The sequence below is a fragment of the Hornefia porci genome (assembly GCF_001940235.1).
In the GTDB taxonomy this organism is placed as follows: domain Bacteria; phylum Bacillota; class Clostridia; order Peptostreptococcales; family Anaerovoracaceae; genus Aminicella; species Aminicella porci.
The window spans coordinates 1407847-1426781 of sequence record NZ_MJIE01000001.1 but is presented as its reverse complement, the minus strand read 5'-3'; the positions used below and the strand labels follow the sequence as shown (position 1 = coordinate 1426781).

14 protein-coding genes and 1 tRNA gene are annotated in these 18935 nt (G+C 53.2%); all 15 read left to right on the top strand.

Annotated elements, in window-relative coordinates:
- Positions 1-8 precede the first annotated feature (8 nt).
- The 15 genes from rpoC (at position 9) to BHK98_RS06795 (ending at position 18908) form a co-directional block, all read left to right on the top strand.
- Positions 9-3833: a DNA-directed RNA polymerase subunit beta' gene (gene rpoC / locus BHK98_RS06865; protein WP_083628105.1), complete on the top strand. Its 3825-nt coding sequence runs from the start codon at positions 9-11 to the stop codon at positions 3831-3833.
- A 130-nt stretch (positions 3834-3963) separates the two neighbouring features.
- Complete coding sequence (gene rpsL, locus BHK98_RS06860; RefSeq protein ID WP_075712788.1) at positions 3964-4380, top strand: 30S ribosomal protein S12; 417 nt, start codon at positions 3964-3966, stop codon at positions 4378-4380.
- A gap of 260 nt (positions 4381-4640) precedes the next feature.
- Entirely contained in the window at positions 4641-5111 is a 471-nt protein-coding gene (rpsG, locus tag BHK98_RS06855; protein ID WP_075712787.1) for a 30S ribosomal protein S7, read from the top strand.
- Positions 5112-5126: 15 nt separating this feature from the next.
- The gene (gene fusA / locus BHK98_RS06850; protein ID WP_075712786.1) at positions 5127-7196 is read left to right on the top strand and encodes an elongation factor G; all 2070 of its coding nucleotides are present in this window, start codon (positions 5127-5129) and stop codon (positions 7194-7196) included.
- Between the two features lie 15 nt (positions 7197-7211).
- Positions 7212-8405: an elongation factor Tu gene (gene tuf, locus BHK98_RS06845; RefSeq protein WP_075712785.1), complete on the top strand. Its 1194-nt coding sequence runs from the start codon at positions 7212-7214 to the stop codon at positions 8403-8405.
- A gap of 96 nt (positions 8406-8501) precedes the next feature.
- Positions 8502-10370, top strand: coding sequence for an ATP-dependent zinc metalloprotease FtsH (gene ftsH / locus BHK98_RS06840; RefSeq protein ID WP_075712784.1), 1869 nt, complete (start codon positions 8502-8504; stop codon positions 10368-10370).
- A 42-nt stretch (positions 10371-10412) separates the two neighbouring features.
- On the top strand, positions 10413-11357 hold the full coding sequence (locus BHK98_RS06835; protein WP_075712783.1) for a diacylglycerol/lipid kinase family protein: 945 nt from the start codon (positions 10413-10415) through the stop codon (positions 11355-11357).
- Between the two features lie 129 nt (positions 11358-11486).
- Positions 11487-12326, top strand: coding sequence for an energy-coupling factor transporter ATPase (locus tag BHK98_RS06830; protein ID WP_075712782.1), 840 nt, complete (start codon positions 11487-11489; stop codon positions 12324-12326).
- A complete protein-coding gene (locus BHK98_RS06825; protein ID WP_075712781.1) occupies positions 12311-13174 on the top strand; it encodes an energy-coupling factor transporter ATPase in 864 nt (287 codons plus the stop codon). Before BHK98_RS06830 ends, BHK98_RS06825 begins: the two co-directional genes overlap by 16 nt.
- Positions 13171-13971, top strand: coding sequence for an energy-coupling factor transporter transmembrane component T family protein (locus BHK98_RS06820; protein WP_075712780.1), 801 nt, complete (start codon positions 13171-13173; stop codon positions 13969-13971). The genes BHK98_RS06825 and BHK98_RS06820 overlap by 4 nt, the downstream gene beginning before the upstream one ends.
- A gap of 13 nt (positions 13972-13984) precedes the next feature.
- Positions 13985-14632: a tRNA (guanosine(46)-N7)-methyltransferase TrmB gene (gene trmB, locus BHK98_RS06815; protein ID WP_075712779.1), complete on the top strand. Its 648-nt coding sequence runs from the start codon at positions 13985-13987 to the stop codon at positions 14630-14632.
- Positions 14633-14757: 125 nt separating this feature from the next.
- Positions 14758-15996: a pyridoxal phosphate-dependent aminotransferase gene (locus BHK98_RS06810; RefSeq protein ID WP_083628103.1), complete on the top strand. Its 1239-nt coding sequence runs from the start codon at positions 14758-14760 to the stop codon at positions 15994-15996.
- 35 nt (positions 15997-16031) lie between these two features.
- A tRNA-Gly gene (locus BHK98_RS06805) sits at positions 16032-16105 on the top strand.
- A 402-nt stretch (positions 16106-16507) separates the two neighbouring features.
- Positions 16508-17995: an Eco57I restriction-modification methylase domain-containing protein gene (locus BHK98_RS06800; protein ID WP_075712778.1), complete on the top strand. Its 1488-nt coding sequence runs from the start codon at positions 16508-16510 to the stop codon at positions 17993-17995.
- Positions 17988-18908, top strand: coding sequence for a BsuBI/PstI family type II restriction endonuclease (locus BHK98_RS06795; RefSeq protein ID WP_075712777.1), 921 nt, complete (start codon positions 17988-17990; stop codon positions 18906-18908). Before BHK98_RS06800 ends, BHK98_RS06795 begins: the two co-directional genes overlap by 8 nt.
- Positions 18909-18935 lie beyond the last annotated feature (27 nt).

The following is an 18935-nucleotide window of genomic DNA, read 5'->3' as shown; positions in this document are numbered from 1 at the left end:
GTAAGTCTGTGCCTGAGAACAAAAATAACAGCGGGAATTTTGAACTGAACAATTTTGAATCGCTGCAGATTAAGCTTGCTTCGACGGAAAAGATCCTGGAGTGGTCCTACGGCGAAGTCAAGAAGCCTGAAACGATCAATTACAGAACCCTGAAGCCGGAAACAGACGGACTCTTCTGCGAGCGGATCTTCGGACCGATGAAGGACTGGGAGTGCCACTGCGGTAAATACAAGCGCATCCGCTACAAAGGAATCATCTGCGACCGATGCGGCGTGGAGGTCACAAAGGCCAAGGTCAGAAGAGAGAGAATGGGTCACATCAAGCTGGCGGCTCCTGTCTCTCACATCTGGTACTTCAAGGGAATTCCGTCCCGTATGGGACTGATTCTGGACGTCACGCCCAGGAACCTGGAGCGGGTTCTGTACTTCGCCTCCTACATCGTACTGGACGCGGGAGATGAGAAGGAGACCGGACTGGTCGAGAAACAGATCCTCTCCGAGCAGGAGTACAGAGAACTGAAGGATCAGCACGGAAACGGATTCCGCGCGGCGATGGGCGCCGAGGCGATTCGCGAGCTTCTGGAGCGCATCGATCTGGACGAGCTCTCCGCAAAGCTTCGTGAGCAGCTGAAGAATTCCACCGGACAAAAGAAGGTCCGCATCATTCGCCGCCTGGAGGTCGTGGAGGCCCTGAGACTTTCCGGAAATCGTCCGGAATGGATGATTCTGGAGGTCGTTCCGGTTATTCCGCCCGACCTGCGCCCGATGGTGCAGCTGGACGGCGGCCGTTTCGCCACCTCCGACCTGAACGATCTGTACCGGAGAGTCATCAACCGGAACAACCGTCTGAACCGCCTGCTCGAGCTGGGCGCTCCGGACATCATTGTGAGAAACGAAAAGAGAATGCTGCAGGAGGCGGTAGACTCTCTGATCGATAACGGCAGAAGGGGAAGACCGGTCACGGGACCCGGAGGAAGGGCGCTGAAATCCCTGTCCGACATGCTGAAGGGCAAACAGGGCAGATTCCGTCAGAACCTGCTGGGCAAGCGTGTCGATTATTCCGGCCGTTCCGTAATCGTCGTCGGACCGGAGCTGAAATTCTATCAGTGCGGTCTGCCGAAGAAGATGGCGCTGGAGCTGTTCAAGCCCTTCATTATGAAGGAGCTGGTTGAGCAGGGACACGCCCATAATATCAAGAATGCGAAGCGCATGGTCGAGAAGGTGAGACCGGAGGTCTGGGATGTGCTGGAAGGCGTGATCAAGGAGCATCCGGTCATGCTGAACCGCGCTCCGACACTGCACAGACTGGGTATCCAGGCGTTCGAGCCGGTGCTGGTTGAGGGCAAGGCCATCAAGCTGCATCCGCTGGCCTGCACAGCCTTCAACGCAGACTTCGACGGAGACCAGATGGCGGTTCACGTACCGCTTTCCGTCGAGGCGCAGGCAGAGGCCAGATTCCTGATGCTGTCAGTCAACAACATTCTGGCGCCGAAGGACGGCTCGCCGATCACTACGCCGACGCAGGACATGATTCTGGGCGCATACTACCTGACTTATCCGGGAACGGCGAAGAAGGTGGTCAATGTCAACGGCAAGGAAAAGGTTTCCTACACGATGGACGAATTCGGCGATCCGGAGATCGTCGAGGCAAACCGGAAGAACGGCTTTGAGCGTATTCCGGAAAAGGGTGACGGCAAGGTCTTCACCGACATCGACGAGATGCTGATGGCCTACCAGAACGGCAACGTGAAGATTCACGCGAAGGTCCGGGTCAGAATGTACCTGGAGGGTGACACCACCGGAAGGCTGGTGGAATCCACCGTCGGCCGGTTCATCTACAATCAGGGGATTCCGCAGGACCTTGGCTTTGTTGACCGCAGCAAAGACAAATACGGCCTGGAAATCAACATGCTCTGCGGCAAGAAGAAGCTGGGAGACATCATCGACCGCTGCTTCAAGGTGCATGAGAACACCGGCACCGTGCTGATGCTGGACTACATTAAATCCATGGGATATAAATATTCCACCAAGGCGGCCGTCACTATCGGAATCGACGACATGGCCATTCCGGAAGGAAAATGGGACGTCATCGACGCGGCTCAGGCTGAGGTGGACAAATACGAAAAGGCGTACCGCAGAGGTCTGATCTCCAACGACGAGCGTGTGAACCGTCTGGTGGAGACCTGGAACAAAGCCACGGACGATATCGGAGACGCACTGATGGACTCTCTGGAACCGGACAACAACCTGAACATCATGGCAACCTCCGGAGCCAGAGGAAGCAAAAACCAGATCCGTCAGATCGGCGGAATGCGCGGACTGATGGGTACCGCGACCGGTAAGACCGTAGAAATTCCGATTAAGGCCAACTTCCGTGAGGGACTTTCCATTCTGGAATACTTCATTTCCTCCAACGGAGCCCGTAAGGGACTGGCGGACACCGCGCTGCGTACAGCAGACTCCGGTTACCTGACCAGACGACTGGTCGATGTCTCTCACAACGTGATTGTGAGAGAAGAGGACTGCGGAACCACCGACGGCGTTGAGGTCTCCGCGTTCGTGGACGGAAAGGAAGTTCTGGAACGTCTGCAGGACAGAATCGAAGGACGGACCGCCGCCGAGGACATCGTGAATCCGGAGAATGAGAAGGAGATCATCGTTGCGGCCGGTGAGGAAATCAGCGACCGGCAGGCGAAGAAGATCGAGGCTTGCGGAATTGAATCCGTAAAGATCCGTTCGGTGATGACCTGCAAGAGCAAAACCGGCGTCTGCGCCAGATGCTACGGACGGAACCTGGCTACCGGCGAGGAAGTCAATCTGGGCGAATCCGTGGGAATCATCGCGGCACAGTCCATCGGTGAGCCGGGTACGCAGCTGACCATGAGAACCTTCCATACCGGAGGCGTCGCAGGTTCCGACATCACTCAGGGTCTTCCGAGAGTCGAGGAGCTGTTCGAGGCCAGAAAGCCGAAGGGTCTCGCTGAGATCTGCGAGGAGAACGGCACCGTACAGAAGGTCGAGAACAAGCCGAACGGCAAGATCGGCGTAACGATTCTGGGCGCGGAATCCGGGGAATCGAAGGAATACGATGTTCCTTACAACGCCACCATCGTGGTTCGCCCCGGAGAGAAGATCGAGGCCGGAGAGAATATCACCAGAGGTCCGCTGAACCCCCACGACATCTTCCGTCTGAAAGGCGTCAAGGGCGTTTACGATTACCTGCTGATGGAGGTACAGAGAGTATACAGGAATCAGGGTGTAGACATCAACGACAAGCACGTTGAGATCATCGTCAGCCAGATGCTGTCCAAGTACAAGGTGGAGGATTCAGGCGATACTCACCTGCTGCCGGGCGGCATGTACAGCATCACCGAGCTTGAGGAGGCGAACGCGGAGGCGGAGGCTGCCGGAGGAGCGCCTGCGAACTACAAGCAGCTGCTTCTTGGTATTACAAAGGCGTCGCTGGCGACGAACTCCTTCCTGTCCGCTGCATCCTTCCAGGAGACCACGCGTGTCCTGACCGACGCAGCCATCAAGGGCAAGAGAGACCACCTGCAGGGACTGAAGGAGAACGTCATCATCGGTAAGCTGATCCCTGCCGGAACCGGCATGAAGCGCTATAAAAATATCAAAGTCGATTACGGCGAGAATACGGAATACATGGAATCCTTTGACAGGAGACCGGAAAACAATGAGTTCGTCAGGTTTGACTCCAACCGGCCGGAGGCCCGCTACGACAGCTTCGCTGTGGCGGACGAATACGTCAGCGACGAGTTCCTGGCGCCTTCAGAGGAAACGCCGGAGGAATCCGAAATCGTTGAGATGGACGACTGATGGAAAATTCAGTTGCAATCGGCGAATTGTTATGATAAACTAATCGGTAGTTGCGGTCATTCTGACCCTGAAAGAGGTATCAGGGTCAGTTTGGCTGTGAATATAAAATATCAGAAGAAAGGAGAAACGAATGCCTACTATTAATCAGTTAGTACGTCAGGGCAGAACAAGTTCTGTCAAGAAGTCCGACGCACCGGCCCTGGGCAAGGGAATGAATTCTCTGAAGCGCACCGCTACGGACAACAATTCCCCGCAGAAAAGAGGCGTCTGCACTTCCGTCAAGACAGTTACCCCTAAGAAGCCGAATTCCGCTCTTAGAAAGGTTGCCAGAGTACGTCTGACCAACGGTATCGAAGTAACGGCATACATTCCGGGGATTGGTCACAATCTGCAGGAGCACAGTGTCGTTCTGATCAGAGGCGGAAGAGTCAAGGACCTCCCGGGCGTCAGATACCACATCGTCAGAGGAACACTCGATACAGCCGGAGTAGCTGAAAGAGGACAGGCTCGTTCCAAGTACGGAACCAAGAGACCTAAGAAAAAGTAAACCGGACTGAACTCAGGAAAATGGGAACTTTAGTGTGCGCTTAAAGTCCTGCCGCATATTCCGACGGGACTGTACGTACTACAGAATAGTTTGTATTCGTGTACCATATAAGAGCACCGCGGCATCCGAAGGAGTGATGTCGAGTACCCCCGGACAGACTGGGCGGTCACATTAATTGCCGGGCCGCGCAGAGTAACCCGCGGTTTGCGGGCGAAGACAGTCGCGCAATTAGAAAATTCACAGGCAAGGAGGGAAGAGAAGTGCCAAGAAAAGGTAAGACACCAAAGAGAGAAGTACTTCCGGATCCAGTATACGGCAGCGTTACGGTCTCCAAGCTGATCAACAGCATCATGCTCGACGGAAAGAAGGGCGTTGCTCAGAAGATCGTCTATGACGCATTCGATACGATCAGAGAAAAGACCGGCGAGGAGCCGCTGGAAGTATTTGAGAAGGCAATGAACAACATCATGCCGGTATTAGAAGTTAAAGCGAGAAGAATCGGTGGTGCGAACTACCAGGTTCCGATCGAAGTGAGACCTGAAAGAAGACAGACTCTCGGTCTGAGATGGCTGACCAAGTACACCAGACTCAGAGGAGAGAGAACCATGTCTGACCGTCTTGCGAAGGAGCTGATGGACGCGGCGAACAACACCGGCGCATCCGTCAAGAAGAAGGAAGATACCCACAAGATGGCAGAGGCCAACAAGGCTTTTGCGCACTTCAGATGGTAATGGAACGGAGGAACAATGGCAGGTAGAGAATTTCCGCTTGAAAAAACAAGAAACATCGGAATCATGGCTCATATCGATGCGGGCAAGACAACTACCACAGAACGTATCCTTTTCTACACCGGAAAAACCCACAAGATCGGCGAGACTCATGACGGAGCCTCCCAGATGGACTGGATGGAGCAGGAGCAGGAGCGCGGTATCACCATCACGTCTGCTGCGACGACCGCCCAGTGGAAGGGCAACCGTATCAATATCATTGATACGCCGGGACACGTAGATTTTACCGTTGAAGTTGAGAGATCACTTCGTGTGCTGGACGGTGCTGTTACCGTTCTCTGCGCGAAGGGCGGCGTAGAGCCGCAGTCGGAAACTGTCTGGAGACAGGCAGAGGGATATGGCGTTCCCAGGATGATTTTCGTGAACAAAATGGACATCATGGGAGCGGACTTTTTCCGCGTCGTTGACATGGTGAAGGACAGGCTGAAGGCGAACGCTGTGCCTGTTCAGCTGCCGATCGGAAAGGAAGAGACCTTTAAGGGGATCATCGACCTGATTACGATGAAGGCAGAAATTTATGAGGACCAGCTGGGAACCCAGATCGACGAAGAGGCGATTCCGGATGACATGCTGGAGCTCGCCCAGGAGTGGAGAGATAAGATGCTGGAAGCTGTCGCGGAGTGCGACGAGGATCTTATGATGAAGTTCCTGGAAGGCGAAGAACTGACAGAGCAGGAGATCAAGGCGACGATTCGTAAACAGACGATCGCGAATGAGATGGTGCCTGTAATGTGCGGTTCCGCATATAAGAACAAAGGCGTCCAGATGCTGCTGGACGGCATCGTCGATTATATGCCGGCGCCGATCGACATCCCGCCGATTAAGGGAGTGGATCCGGAGACCGGAGAAGAGGTCGACAGACCTTCCGACGACAAAGCGCCGTTCTCCGCACTGGCGTTCAAGATTATGACCGACCCGTATGTCGGTAAGCTGGCGTTCTTCCGGGTCTATTCCGGAACGATGGATTCCGGCTCCTATGTCTACAATTCCACGAAGGGACAGAAGGAGAGAGTCGGACGTATCCTGCAGATGCACGCCAACAAGAGACAGGAGATCTCCAGAGTGTACTCCGGCGACATCGCCGCGGCGGTGGGACTGAAGAACACCACGACGGGAGATACTTTGTGCGATGAGGATCACGAGGTCATCCTGGAGTCCATGGAATTCCCGGATCCGGTTATCGAGATCGCCATCGAGCCGAAGACCAAGGCCGGTCAGGAAAAGATGGGCGTTGCTCTGGCGAAGCTGGCGGAGGAGGATCCTACGTTCAAGACCTACACCAACGCGGATACGGGACAGACGATTATCGCCGGTATGGGCGAGCTCCATCTGGAGATCATCGTGGACCGTCTGCTTCGTGAGTTCAAGGTTGAGGCGAACGTGGGCAAACCGCAGGTATCGTACAAAGAAACCATTACGGCTACCGCCGATGTGGATCACAAATACGCGAAGCAGTCCGGCGGACATGGTCAGTACGGTCATGTCAAGATCAAGGTTTATCCGAGAGAGCCGGGTTCCGGATTTGAATTCGTCAACTCGATTGTCGGCGGTGCGATTCCGAAGGAATACATCGGACCTATCGAAGAGGGAATCAAGTCCGCGATGGAAGTCGGACCGGTTGCGGGATATCAGGTCGTCGATGTGGGCGTAGAGCTGTATGACGGCTCCTACCATGAGGTCGACTCGTCCGAGATGGCTTTCAAGGTTGCTGCCTCCATGGCGTTCCGCGAAGCGGCGCAGAAGGCGAAGCCGGTGCTGCTGGAGCCTGTCTTCAAGGTAGAAGTCACGGTTCCGGAGGAGTACATGGGAGATGTCATCGGCGACATTTCCGGAAGACGGGGACGTATCGAGGGATCCGACATGAACAACGGAGCCGTTGCGGTCAGAGCGATGGTACCGCTCTCGGAGATGTTCGGATACGCTACCGATCTGAGATCGAGAACACAGGGCCGGGGCATTTATGTAATGCAGTTCGACCACTTCGAGAAGCTGCCTGACAGTCTGGTAGAGAAAGTCAGCAGTAAGTAATAAAGGAGAATTACAATGGCAAAACAGAAATATGAGAGAACCAAGCCGCATATCAATATCGGCACCATCGGTCACGTAGACCACGGAAAAACCACTCTGACGGCTGCGATCACCAAGGTGCTGCATCAGAGATACAGCCTGGGTGAGGACGTAGAGTTCGATCAGATTGACAAGGCGCCGGAAGAGAAGGAAAGAGGAATCACCATCTCCTCCGCACACGTTGAATATGAGACCCCGAACAGACACTACGCGCACGTAGACTGCCCGGGACACGCGGACTATGTAAAGAACATGATCACCGGAGCTGCGCAGATGGACGGAGCGATCCTGGTTGTCGCCGCGACGGACGGACCGATGCCGCAGACCAGAGAACACATCCTGCTGTCGAGACAGGTAGGCGTTCCCTACATCATCGTATTCCTGAACAAATGTGACATGGTAGACGATGAGGAACTGCTGGACCTGGTGGAGATGGAAGTCAGAGAGCTGCTGAGCGAGTACGACTTCCCGGGCGACGACACGCCGATCATCAGAGGATCCGCGCTGAAGGCGCTGGAGGATCCCGCAGGAGAGTGGGGAGACAAGATCGTCGAGCTGATGGAAGCGGTAGACAGCTACATTCCTGAGCCGAAGAGAGACAACGACAAGCCGTTCCTGATGCCGGTAGAGGACGTATTCTCCATCACCGGACGCGGAACCGTAGCGACCGGAAGAGTCGAGAGAGGCGTGCTGAAGGTCGGAGACGAGGTGGAAATCGTCGGACTGTCTGATGAGAAGAGAAAGGTAGTCGTCACAGGCGTAGAGATGTTCCGTAAGATTCTGGACGAGGCAGAGACGGGAGACAACATCGGAGCGCTGCTGAGAGGCGTACAGAGAAACGAAATCGAAAGAGGACAGGTACTGGCTGCACCGGGAAGCATCCATCCGCATACGCAGTTCAAGGGACAGGTATACGTGCTGAAGAAGGAAGAGGGCGGACGTCATACGCCGTTCTTCAACGGATACAGACCGCAGTTCTACTTCAGAACAACGGACGTAACGGGCGACCTGAAGCTGCCGGAAGGAACCGAGATGTGCATGCCGGGAGATAACGTTGTGATGGAGATCAAGCTGATCACGCCGATCGCTATCGAGGAAGGACTGAGATTCGCGATCAGAGAAGGCGGAAGAACCGTAGGCTCCGGCGTTGTAACCGAAATCATCGAGTAACAGATGGAACCCAGTCAAAAGACGCTCCAACGGGCGTCTTTTGTTGTATAAAACGGAGTGAAAAGTGAAACGGCAACGAGATAGGAGATGTCGCAAATGAAGGAAGTCAAAAGGCCGAGAAGGCCGATGATATTTTATTATCTGCTGATCCTCTGTGTGATCCTCGCGTTCAATATGTTCGCGCTGCCGGCCATGCAGCAGAGCCAGATTACCAAGGTGGATTACGGGACGTTTATGAAGATGACGGAGGACCGGCAGATTAAACAGGTCCAGATCCAGAGCAGCAAGATTATTTTCACCGATAAAAATGACAAGTACTATTCCACCACGCCGATGGAGGGGGATACGGGCCTGACCGAGCGTCTGTACAAGTCCGGAGCGAAGTTCACCACCAACATCACGAACAGCGGGAGCGCGTCGCTGCTGATTACCCTGCTGGGATGGATTCTGCCGATTATCATCTTCCTCTGGCTGGGACAGGTTCTGTCCAAACGTATGATGGACAAGGCCGGCGGAGGCCAGGGCTCCATGATGTTCGGCATGGGCAAGAGCAACGCCAAGCTCTACGTCCAGTCCACCGAAGGCATTCATTTCGATGATGTGGCCGGAGAAGATGAGGCGAAGGAGAACCTGATGGAGATCGTGGAATATCTCCACAATCCGGAGAAATATACTGCTGTGGGTGCGTCTATGCCCAAGGGCGTACTGCTGGTCGGTCCGCCGGGAACCGGAAAAACCATGCTGGCGAAGGCCGTGGCAGGCGAGGCGAACGTACCGTTCTTCAGCATCAGCGGATCGGAATTTGTCGAGATGTTCGTGGGAATGGGCGCCTCCAAGGTGAGAGACCTGTTCAAGCAGGCCAAGGAGAAGGCGCCCTGCATCGTGTTCATCGATGAAATCGACGCGATCGGAAAGAAAAGAGAAAATCAGCTGGCTTCCAACGATGAACGAGAGCAGACGCTGAACCAGCTGCTGACTGAAATGGACGGCTTCGAGAGCAATAACGGCGTCATTATTCTGGCTGCGACCAACCGTCCGGAATCCCTGGACGCCGCGCTTCTGCGTCCGGGCAGATTCGACCGCCGGGTACCGGTGGAGCTGCCGGATCTTGCGGGACGTGAGGCGATTCTGAAGGTCCACGGAAAGAAGGTCCGCCTGGCGGAGGATGTGGATTTCCATACCGTTGCCAGAATGGCCTCAGGCGCTTCCGGCGCGGAGCTGGCCAATATCATCAACGAGGCGGCGCTGCGGGCTGTCCGGGACAACCGGACCACCGTCTGTGAGGCGGATCTTGAGGAGAGCATCGAGGTCGTCATCGTCGGCTACCAGAAGAAGAACGCGATTCTCTCCGACGATGAAAAACGGACCGTCGCATATCACGAGATCGGGCACGCACTGCTGGCGGCGCTTCAGACCGATTCCGCACCGGTGCAGAAGATCACCATCATCCCCAGGACCTCGGGAGCACTCGGCTATACGATGCAGGTGGACGAGGGAGACAAATATCTGCTGTCCAAGGAAGAACTGGAAAATAAAATCGCCACCTTCACCGCAGGACGCGCCGCGGAGGAGGTCCGGTTCGGCCGCATCACCACCGGAGCGTCCAACGATATCGAGCAGGCTACCCGCCTGGCTCGCGCCATGATCACCCGGTACGGCATGAGCGACGAATTCGGCATGGTCGCGATGGAGACGGTGAACAACCAGTATCTCGGCGGGGACACATCGCTGACCTGTTCCGCCGCGACCCAGGAGGAGATTGACAAGCGCGTCGTGGAAGTGATCCGGGAGCAGCATCAGAAGGCTCTGAGGATGCTCCGCGACAACAAAGACAAGCTGGATGAGCTGGCCGAATTCCTCTATGAGAAGGAAACGATTACAGGAGACGAATTCATGGAGATTCTTCACAGGGACAGCATATCCGGGCAGAGTAACACAGAGTCTCCGGAGCCGACGCAGGAATGACGGTGCAAACGGCACGGGAGCGAATGATATCAGGGACAGTATATGAAACATATATTCATCATTAACCCGGCCGCGGGACGGGGAAAGGAAACGGAAACGCTGCGGCAGGAAATACTGAGAGAAACCAGGCTGCGTCTGATAGAGGCGGTGATCCACAGGACCAATGCGAGAGGCGACGCCGAGAGAACCGCCGCCCGCTATGCGGCGGAGCTGAAGGGCGAGGAGGCCCGGGTTTATGCCTGCGGCGGCGACGGTACGCTTAACGAGGTGATTAACGGCGTCGCAGGTTATCAGAACATTTCCGTCGGAATGATCCCCATCGGAACGGGGAACGATACTATCCGGAACTTTCCCCCGTCGGAAAAAGCGTTCCGCAGCGTTGCGGAGCAGCTGACGGGAGCACCGCGGCAAATCGATCTGCTGCGGTGCAGAGGCCGGCTCGGCGGTATCGATGTGAACCGGTTCTGTGTCAATATGATCAACAACGGATTCGACTGCAATGTGGTGGCGAGAGCCGCGCAGCTGAAGGAGCGTCCGCTCCTGGCCGGCTCTGCGGCGTATATGCTGGCAGTGTTTGAAAAGTTTGTGCGCAGGGAAGGCATACGGCTTACCGTGTACGGCGACGGCGAAAAGATTATCGACGGAAGCATGCTCCTCTGCGCGGTATGCAACGGCTCCTACTGCGGAGGCGGGATTAAGTCTGCTCCCCAGGCAAGTCTCGTGGACGGCATGCTGGATCTGAACATCATCAATTATGTGAGCCGGCGGCAGTTCCTCCGTTTTTTTCCGGATTTCGCCCGGGGAAGGCATCTGGAGAGAAAGGATGTCGGAGATCTTCTGATCACAAAGAAATGCCGCCGCGTCCACTTGATACCGAAGGACAGTGAGAGTTTTCTGACCTGTGTGGACGGTGAGATTGCCGATACTTCGGGGCTGGAGGTTGAAATCTGCCCCGGCGCGCTGCGGCTGATTATTCCGGAGCACTGAGGCTGACCGCGGTCACGCGTCCCGCAAAATTGAAATGTTGCGGGACGTGGCTTTTTTGTAGTATAATATATTATCTATGGGCAGGGACAGAGGAGACGCGCGAAATGCGCCGGCCTGCCCGGAGGCAGTATGAGCAGTATAATACAGATCAGAAATCTTATATTTGAATATGAGAAGGAAGAGGACGGAGAGCCGGTCCGCGCCATCGACGGCGTTACCTTGGACATCGAGGAGGGCAGCTTTGTCGCAGTCATCGGCCGCAACGGGTCCGGAAAATCCACGCTGGCCAAGAATCTGAACGGCCTCTTTGTTCCCACGGAGGGGACGGTCCTTGTAGACGGATGGGACACCCGCGACGATGAGCATATCTGGGAGATCCGCCAGACCGCCGGCATGGTCTTTCAGAACCCGGACAATCAGCTGGTTTCTTCCATTGTGGAGGACGATGTGGCGTTCGGCCCGGAAAATCTCGGTGTGGAGCCGTCCGTAATCCGGGAGCGTGTGGACATGGCTTTGTCGTCCGTGCGAATGGGTGAGTACCGGCACAAAGCGCCCCATCAGCTTTCCGGAGGACAGAAGCAGCGTGTCGCCATTGCCGGCGTCATCGCCATGCGCCCGAAATGTATTATCTTCGACGAACCGACTGCGATGCTGGATCCGCGGGGGCGGCGCGACATCATGAAGATCATACAGCAGCTGCATGAGGAGGGGATCACCGTGATCCTGATCACGCATTTCATGGATGAGGCGGTGAGAGCGGATCGCGTCATTATCATGGACAAAGGCAGGGTCCTGCTGGACGGTACTCCGGCAGAGGTGTTTTCCAGGCGGGAGCGTATGCTTGAGGTCAGTCTGGATGTGCCGGTGGCGGTGGAAATCGCGGCGGCGCTGCGCAGCAGAGGAATTGACGTTCCGGAGGATGTAATTACGCCGGAGGACATGGTGGAGTTTGTATGTCAATACAGGTAAGAAATCTTTCATACATATATAACGAAGGTCTGACCAGTGAGACTGTCGCCCTGGACAATATCAATTTCGATATCTATGACGGCGAGGTGGCGGGTATCATCGGCCACACGGGAAGCGGTAAATCCACGCTGCTGCAGCAGCTGAACGGCCTGCTGAAGCCTCACGGGGGCACGATTATCGTCGGCGGAACGGAGATTACCCGCCCGGGGATTTCCATGCGGGATGTGCGGCGTAGGGTCGGGCTGGTCTTTCAGTATCCGGAATACCAGCTGTTTGAGGAGACCGTCGCTGCGGATGTGGCGTTCGGCCCCGGAAATCTGGGACTGCGGAAGGACGAAATCGACGAACGCGTCCGTGACGCGCTGGAGCTTGTCGGACTGGACTACGGCGAGGTGGCTGAGCGATCGCCCTTTGAGCTTTCCGGAGGGCAGAAGCGCCGGGTCGCCATCGCCGGCGTCATCGCCATGAAACCGCAGGTGCTGATTCTGGACGAGCCCACCGCGGGGCTTGATCCGGGCTCCCATGACGAGATTATGGCAATGATCCGCAAGGTACATGAATCACAGCAGAATATCATTATTTTTGTCTCCCATAATATGGACGATGTGGCCGCGCTTTCGGACAAAGTGATGGTTATGGATCGGGGCAAGCTGATCACGGTGGGAACGCCGAAGGAGGTATTCCGTCAGCGGGACCGGCTTGCGGCGATTGCGCTGGATGTGCCGCCGGCGACAGAAATGATGTATCAGCTGAAGGAGAGAGGAATCGACGTCGATATCGGAGCGCTGACGCTGCGGGAGGCGGAGGAGTCGATTTATGATTATCTGAGAGGAAGCAAAGCGAAATGATCCGAGATATTACGCTGGGTCAGTATTATCCGGTGCAATCCTTTGTGCACCGGCTGGATCCGAGAGTGAAAATAACAGCGGCGGTTCTGTATATTATCGAGCTGTTTATCGTGAACGATTTTCCGGGATTCGCGGTCTGCGCAGGCGTGCTGGCGGTGGTCGTCGGGATCTCCAGAGTGCCGCCGGGGTTTATCATGAGAGGGCTCAAGCCGATTCTGATTATCCTGATTTTCACCTTCTGCCTGAACATTTTCATGATTGACGGCAGAGTGCTGTACCATATCGGTCCGCTGCGCGTGACGGATAACGGTCTGTATACGGCGGTGTTCATGAGTATCCGTCTGATTCTGCTGATCATCGGTACGTCGCTGCTGACTCTGACGACGACGCCCATCAGCCTGACGGACGGTATCGAACGCCTGCTGAGCCCGCTGAACAAAGTCGGGGTCGCCACGCATGAGATCGCCATGATGATGTCCATCGCTCTTCGGTTCATCCCGACGCTGATGGAGGAAACCGACAAAATCATTAAAGCGCAGCAGGCCCGCGGCGCGGATTTTGAGAGCGGAAACATTTTCGCCCGGGCGAAATCGCTGATTCCGATTCTGGTTCCGCTCTTTGTCAGCGCCTTCCGGATCGCGCAGGATCTCGCTATGGCGATGGAGGCCCGGTGCTACCGGGGCGGCGCGGGAAGAACGAGGATGAACGGAATGAAGATGGGACGGGCGGACGCACTGTGTCTGGCCGGGATGTTTTTGTTCCTGGGAGTAATCATAGGAATGCGCATTATGTTTTAGCGGAGGAAGCAGATTGAGGCAGAGAAAGATAAAGGATCTCGACAGTAAAATCGAGGCCTTCCGACAGTATTGCATTGACAGCCCCGGCGAATACAGAGGGCGCTGGAGAGAAGAGTTTGCAGGGAACCGTCCCTTCGCCATTGAGATTGGATGCGGCAAGGGTCAGTTCATCACGAGAATGTCTGAACGTCACCCGGACTGGATGTTCCTGGGCTTTGAAGGGCACAGGAGCGTGGCGCTTCACGCGCTGGAGAAGGAGAGAGAAACGGGAAGTGAGAACGTCCGCTTCGTGCTGCAGTATATCCGTTCTCTGGATGAAATATTCGCGGACGGAGAGGTGGACTGGATCTTTCTGAATTTCAGCGATCCGTGGCCCAAGGAGCGCCACGCCAAGCGGAGACTCACCAGCGGTGAGAAGCTGAAGGAGTACGCCCGTGTTCTCAGCCCGGGAGGAATCCTGGAGTTCAAGACTGATAACGACGGGCTGTTCGAGTATTCGCTGGAGCAGGTGCTGAAGCAGGGGTTCTTCGTCGTGGAGGAAGTGACGAGGGATCTGCATGTTGCGAAGGCGCCTTCGGAATATGTGACAACGGAGTATGAGGACAAATTCTCCGCCGCAGGCAAGAGCATCAGCTTCATGCGCCTGAGGAAGGCACTGTAGGACGAATCGGACGCGGCAGGGCAGAACCTCCGCTGAAAAACCCTCTGAACTCTTGTAAACCGGTGCGGTTTGGAATATAATAGAACAGAATTTTGTACAAAAACTATGCGCAGGGGGAGATTGCTATGTCAGATTTTATTATGGCTGCCGCGAACGGCAGAAACATTCCTAAGGAAGATGTGATCTTCGGCATCAGCCGCAGAGCCCGGGAAATGGCGGAGGACGTCGGTGAGGACAAAGTCATCAATGCGACTATCGGCGCTCTTCTGGACGATGAGGGAGAACTGCTGGTGCTTTCTTCGGTGGATGATACGTTCATGGGCCTTGAGCCGGTGGAATACGCCCAGTACGCGCCCATCGGGGGAACGCCCGAATTCCGGAAGGCGGCGATACGGGCGGCGTTGAGGAACTACGAGCCCAAGGGGCAGGTGCGCGCTGTGGCAACGCCGGGAGGTACCGGGTCGCTGCGGAACACCATCGCCAACTATTCCTGTCCGGGAGATCAGATTCTGACGACTGACTGGCACTGGTCTCCCTACAAAACCATTGCGGCTGAGCAGGGACGCAGCATTGCGACCTTCCGTCTGTTTGACGAGAATCACGGCTTCAACGCAGAGGATTTCCGCAAACGGGTCGGAGAAATGCTGGAGAAGCAGGACCGCCTGATTATCATTCTGAATACGCCGGCACAGAATCCGACGGGGTATTCGCTGACTGATTCGGACTGGCAGAAGGTGATCGGCATCCTGTCGTCGCAGGAACCGGAAAAGCGCATCGCGCTGCTGGTGGACACTGCGTATATTGATTTTGCCGGAGATGAAGACGAATACAGAAGCTTCCTTCCGTATCTGGAGGAGCTGCCTGCGAATGTCCTCCCGATTCTGGCGTTCAGCATGTCCAAGACGTTCACTCTGTACGGACTGCGGTGCGGAGCGATGATCTGCCTCGCGCCGAATGAGGAGATTGCGGACGAGTTCGTCCGTGTCTGCGAGTTTTCCTCCCGCGCGTCCTGGTCCAACAGCCCCAGAGTCGGCCAGAGCATCATCGCCAATATCTTCGCCGATAAGGATCTTCTGGATCGGGTCACAAAGGAAAGGAAGGAGATCCGCGACATGCTTCTGAAGCGCGGCCGCGCCTTTGAAGAGGAGGCGGCGCGGGCCGGTCTGCCGATTCTTCCCTACGACGGCGGATTCTTCGCATCGATTCCCTGTGATGATCCGGCTTCCGCCAGCCGTGAGCTGGAAGCGGAGGGCATCTTCCTGGTGCCGCTGGCCATGGGACTGCGCGTCTCGCTGGCGTCCGTCTCAGAAGAGAAATGCCGCAGGATTCCCGCCAAAGTAGTTGAAGTTTTGAACAAAAGATAGTATAATATCGTTGGCCGGTTTCACCGGCCGCATATGCGGGCGTAGTTTAGTGGTAAAATTCGAGCTTCCCAAGCTTGCGTTGAGGGTTCGATTCCCTTCGCCCGCTCCACGAAAAAAACGGCATCCTGAAAAGGAAGCCGTTTTTTTCGTGGGATAGAGAAAAAGGGAATCGAACCCGGGCCGTAGAGCGCCACGCGCTGAAGCGCTGCGCTCCTGACATGGGACCTGCCGGCGATTCACATGGCTCATCGGGCAGGTCTCCAAAAGGGCGCGAGCGTGAAACCCGTCAGTCCGGTGGACTGACGGGCAGCGAGCGGTGCAAGCCGACTGAAAGAGGAGGCGCAGGACGGCGGGTTGCGAGAGAAAGGTGGATTAAAAATGCATTTTTGATTTTTGGATGCCGGTGAAATCTGAGAAATAAAAAAGAACAAATGTTCGTTAAAGAGCGTTGAAAACAGGATTGAGTTATAGTATAATAACAGGAAATAAAAGTCTTGCAGGTAGGTGGAATATGCTGGAAAAAGTTATAAGACTTACAAACGAATATATAGACAGTATGCCGAAAAAAGAGCGTAAAAGGTATGGGCAGTTTTTTACAAGTATGGAGACTGCCCGTTTTATGGCTGATTTATATGATATTGATGAGAAGAAGAGTAGGGTAAGCGTACTTGATGCAGGAGCTGGTTCGGGCATACTATCGTGTGCTTTTATTGAAAGATTAGAAACTATAGACTCTGTCCAGAAAATTGAGCTTACCTGTTATGAGAATGATAATAATGTATTGCCATTGCTAAAGCGAAATTTGGAATACTGCAAGGCAAAATCCGAAAAAAAAATTGATATTAACATAATCGAAGACAATTATATCCTTACTCAATACCTTGATTTTAACCATATGATAGGTGGAAGTGATGATCCTAAGAAATATGATTTTGTAATTGGAAATCCTCCATATATGAAAATTTCTAAAGATGCTCCAGAAGCAACAGCGATGCCGGAAATATGCTATGGGGCACCAAATTTGTATTTTATTTTTGCTTCTATGGGGCTGTTTAATTTATGTGAGGATGGGGAAATGGTATATATTATTCCGCGATCATGGACATCTGGAGCATATTTTAAACGTTTCAGAGAGTATTTTCTGACAGTCGGGAAACTGGAACGCATTCATCTTTTTGTTAGTCGCAGTAAGGTATTTGACAAAGAAAGTGTACTACAGGAAACAATCATCATTAAGGTAAGAAAAACGGCTAAACCCCCGGAAACAGTTACTATTACATCGTCGAAATCAAATGGTGATTTTGGAGAAATAAGTTCATTGACAGTTCCGTATGATTTGGTTGTAGCTGGTTCGGATTATTACGTTTACCTTATGACTGATGAAAAAGAAGTGGAAGTTTTGAGGAAAATTCGCAAATTTGATAAAACGCTGCCGGCAATTGGCGTAAAAATGAAAACAGGATTAACAGTAGATTTTCGTAATCGTGAAATCTTGCGGGATGAGGAAGAAGAAGGAGCGATTCCTTTATTTTATGCACAACATATAGAGCATGGGAAAGTCGAATTCCCGATACATAAAGAGCATGAATATGTAGTGACAGGGCAAAAGGGGTTGATGCAGGATAATAAAAATTATCTATTTGTAAAACGATTTACAGCAAAGGAAGAACACCGAAGATTACAGTGTGGAGTATATCTGGCAAAAAGATTCCCACAATACAAAAAGATAAGTACACAGAATAAAATTAATTTTGTGGACGGTGTATTAACGGAGATGTCAGAATGTCTAGTATATGGTTTGTATGTGTTGTTTAATTCTACACTTTATGACGAATATTACCGTATTTTGAATGGGTCTACGCAGGTTAATTCAACAGAGATCAACGCAATGCCTGTACCGGATTTAGAGGCTATTCAGGAGATGGGAAGAAAAATGCTTAAAAGTAAGGATTATTCAGAGGCAAATTGTAATTTGATATTAGAGGGGTATTGTGGATAAGAAAATAGAGGAAACAAGAGGATTTCTGAGAACAATAGGTATGCCCAAGGCACAGCAAGCAGATATATGTTGCTATGTGATACTGGCAATGGCGGGAGTGAAGCCGGATATGTCATGGAGCGAGGCAACAAATGAATGGATTCGTATTCATGATATTATTCAGTTTGTTAATAGCTTTTATGGTATGAGTTATGCAGAAAATAGCAGAGAAACGTTTAGAAAACAGGCTTTGCACAGATTTCGGACCGCCGCATTGATAGAGGACAATGGGAAAACGACCAACAGCCCGAATTATCGGTACAGATTGACAGAAGAGACAGTCAAGATGTTGAGAACTATGGGGACATCGGCATGGGAAACCTCTGTAAAACGTTTCCTTTATTACCATGAGAAGTTAATTGATTTGTATGCTTCAAAAAAGAAAATGACAATGATGCCCGTACATATAAATGGTGAAAGTTTTAAGTTTTCTACAGGTAAGCATAACGAGCTTCAAAAAGTTATTATCGAAGAATTTGCACCAAGATTTGCTCCAAATTCGGAGTGTCTGTACGTTGGAGATACAATAGAAAAAGATCTGGTAAAGAATGTAGAAAAGTTGAAAGAGTTAGGATTTGAAATCACATTACACGATAAGATGCCAGACGTTGTGCTGTATCGAAAAGATAAGGACTGGATTTATTTTGTGGAATCGGTAACATCGGTCGGTCCGATGAATCCGAAACGTGTACTGGAAATAACGGAAATGACAAAAGATGTTACGGCTGGGAAGATATTTGTAACTGCGTTTCTGGACTTTAAAACATATAAAAAATTTGCAGAGGAACTTGCATGGGAGACAGAGGTCTGGATTGCTGAAATGCCGGAGCATATGATACATTTGAATGGGAATAGGTTTATGGGACCGAGATGAAGAACTGTGCGATAGGGCGCGGAGCAA

Bases quoted from the DNA above. Each gene is read 5' to 3' on its own strand.
- fusA (WP_075712786.1), top strand. From the start codon at position 5,127: ATGGCAGGTAGAGAATTTCCGCTTGAAAAAACAAGAAACATCGGAATC.
- BHK98_RS06825 (WP_075712781.1), top strand. From the start codon at position 12,311: ATGTCAATACAGGTAAGAAATCTTTCATACATATATAACGAAGGTCTG.
- BHK98_RS06800 (WP_075712778.1), top strand. From the start codon at position 16,508: ATGCTGGAAAAAGTTATAAGACTTACAAACGAATATATAGACAGTATG.
- BHK98_RS06835 (WP_075712783.1), top strand. From the start codon at position 10,413: ATGAAACATATATTCATCATTAACCCGGCCGCGGGACGGGGAAAGGAA.
- tuf (WP_075712785.1), top strand. From the start codon at position 7,212: ATGGCAAAACAGAAATATGAGAGAACCAAGCCGCATATCAATATCGGC.
- BHK98_RS06820 (WP_075712780.1), top strand. From the start codon at position 13,171: ATGATCCGAGATATTACGCTGGGTCAGTATTATCCGGTGCAATCCTTT.
- BHK98_RS06830 (WP_075712782.1), top strand. From the start codon at position 11,487: ATGAGCAGTATAATACAGATCAGAAATCTTATATTTGAATATGAGAAG.
- rpsL (WP_075712788.1), top strand. From the start codon at position 3,964: ATGCCTACTATTAATCAGTTAGTACGTCAGGGCAGAACAAGTTCTGTC.
- BHK98_RS06810 (WP_083628103.1), top strand. From the start codon at position 14,758: ATGTCAGATTTTATTATGGCTGCCGCGAACGGCAGAAACATTCCTAAG.
- ftsH (WP_075712784.1), top strand. From the start codon at position 8,502: ATGAAGGAAGTCAAAAGGCCGAGAAGGCCGATGATATTTTATTATCTG.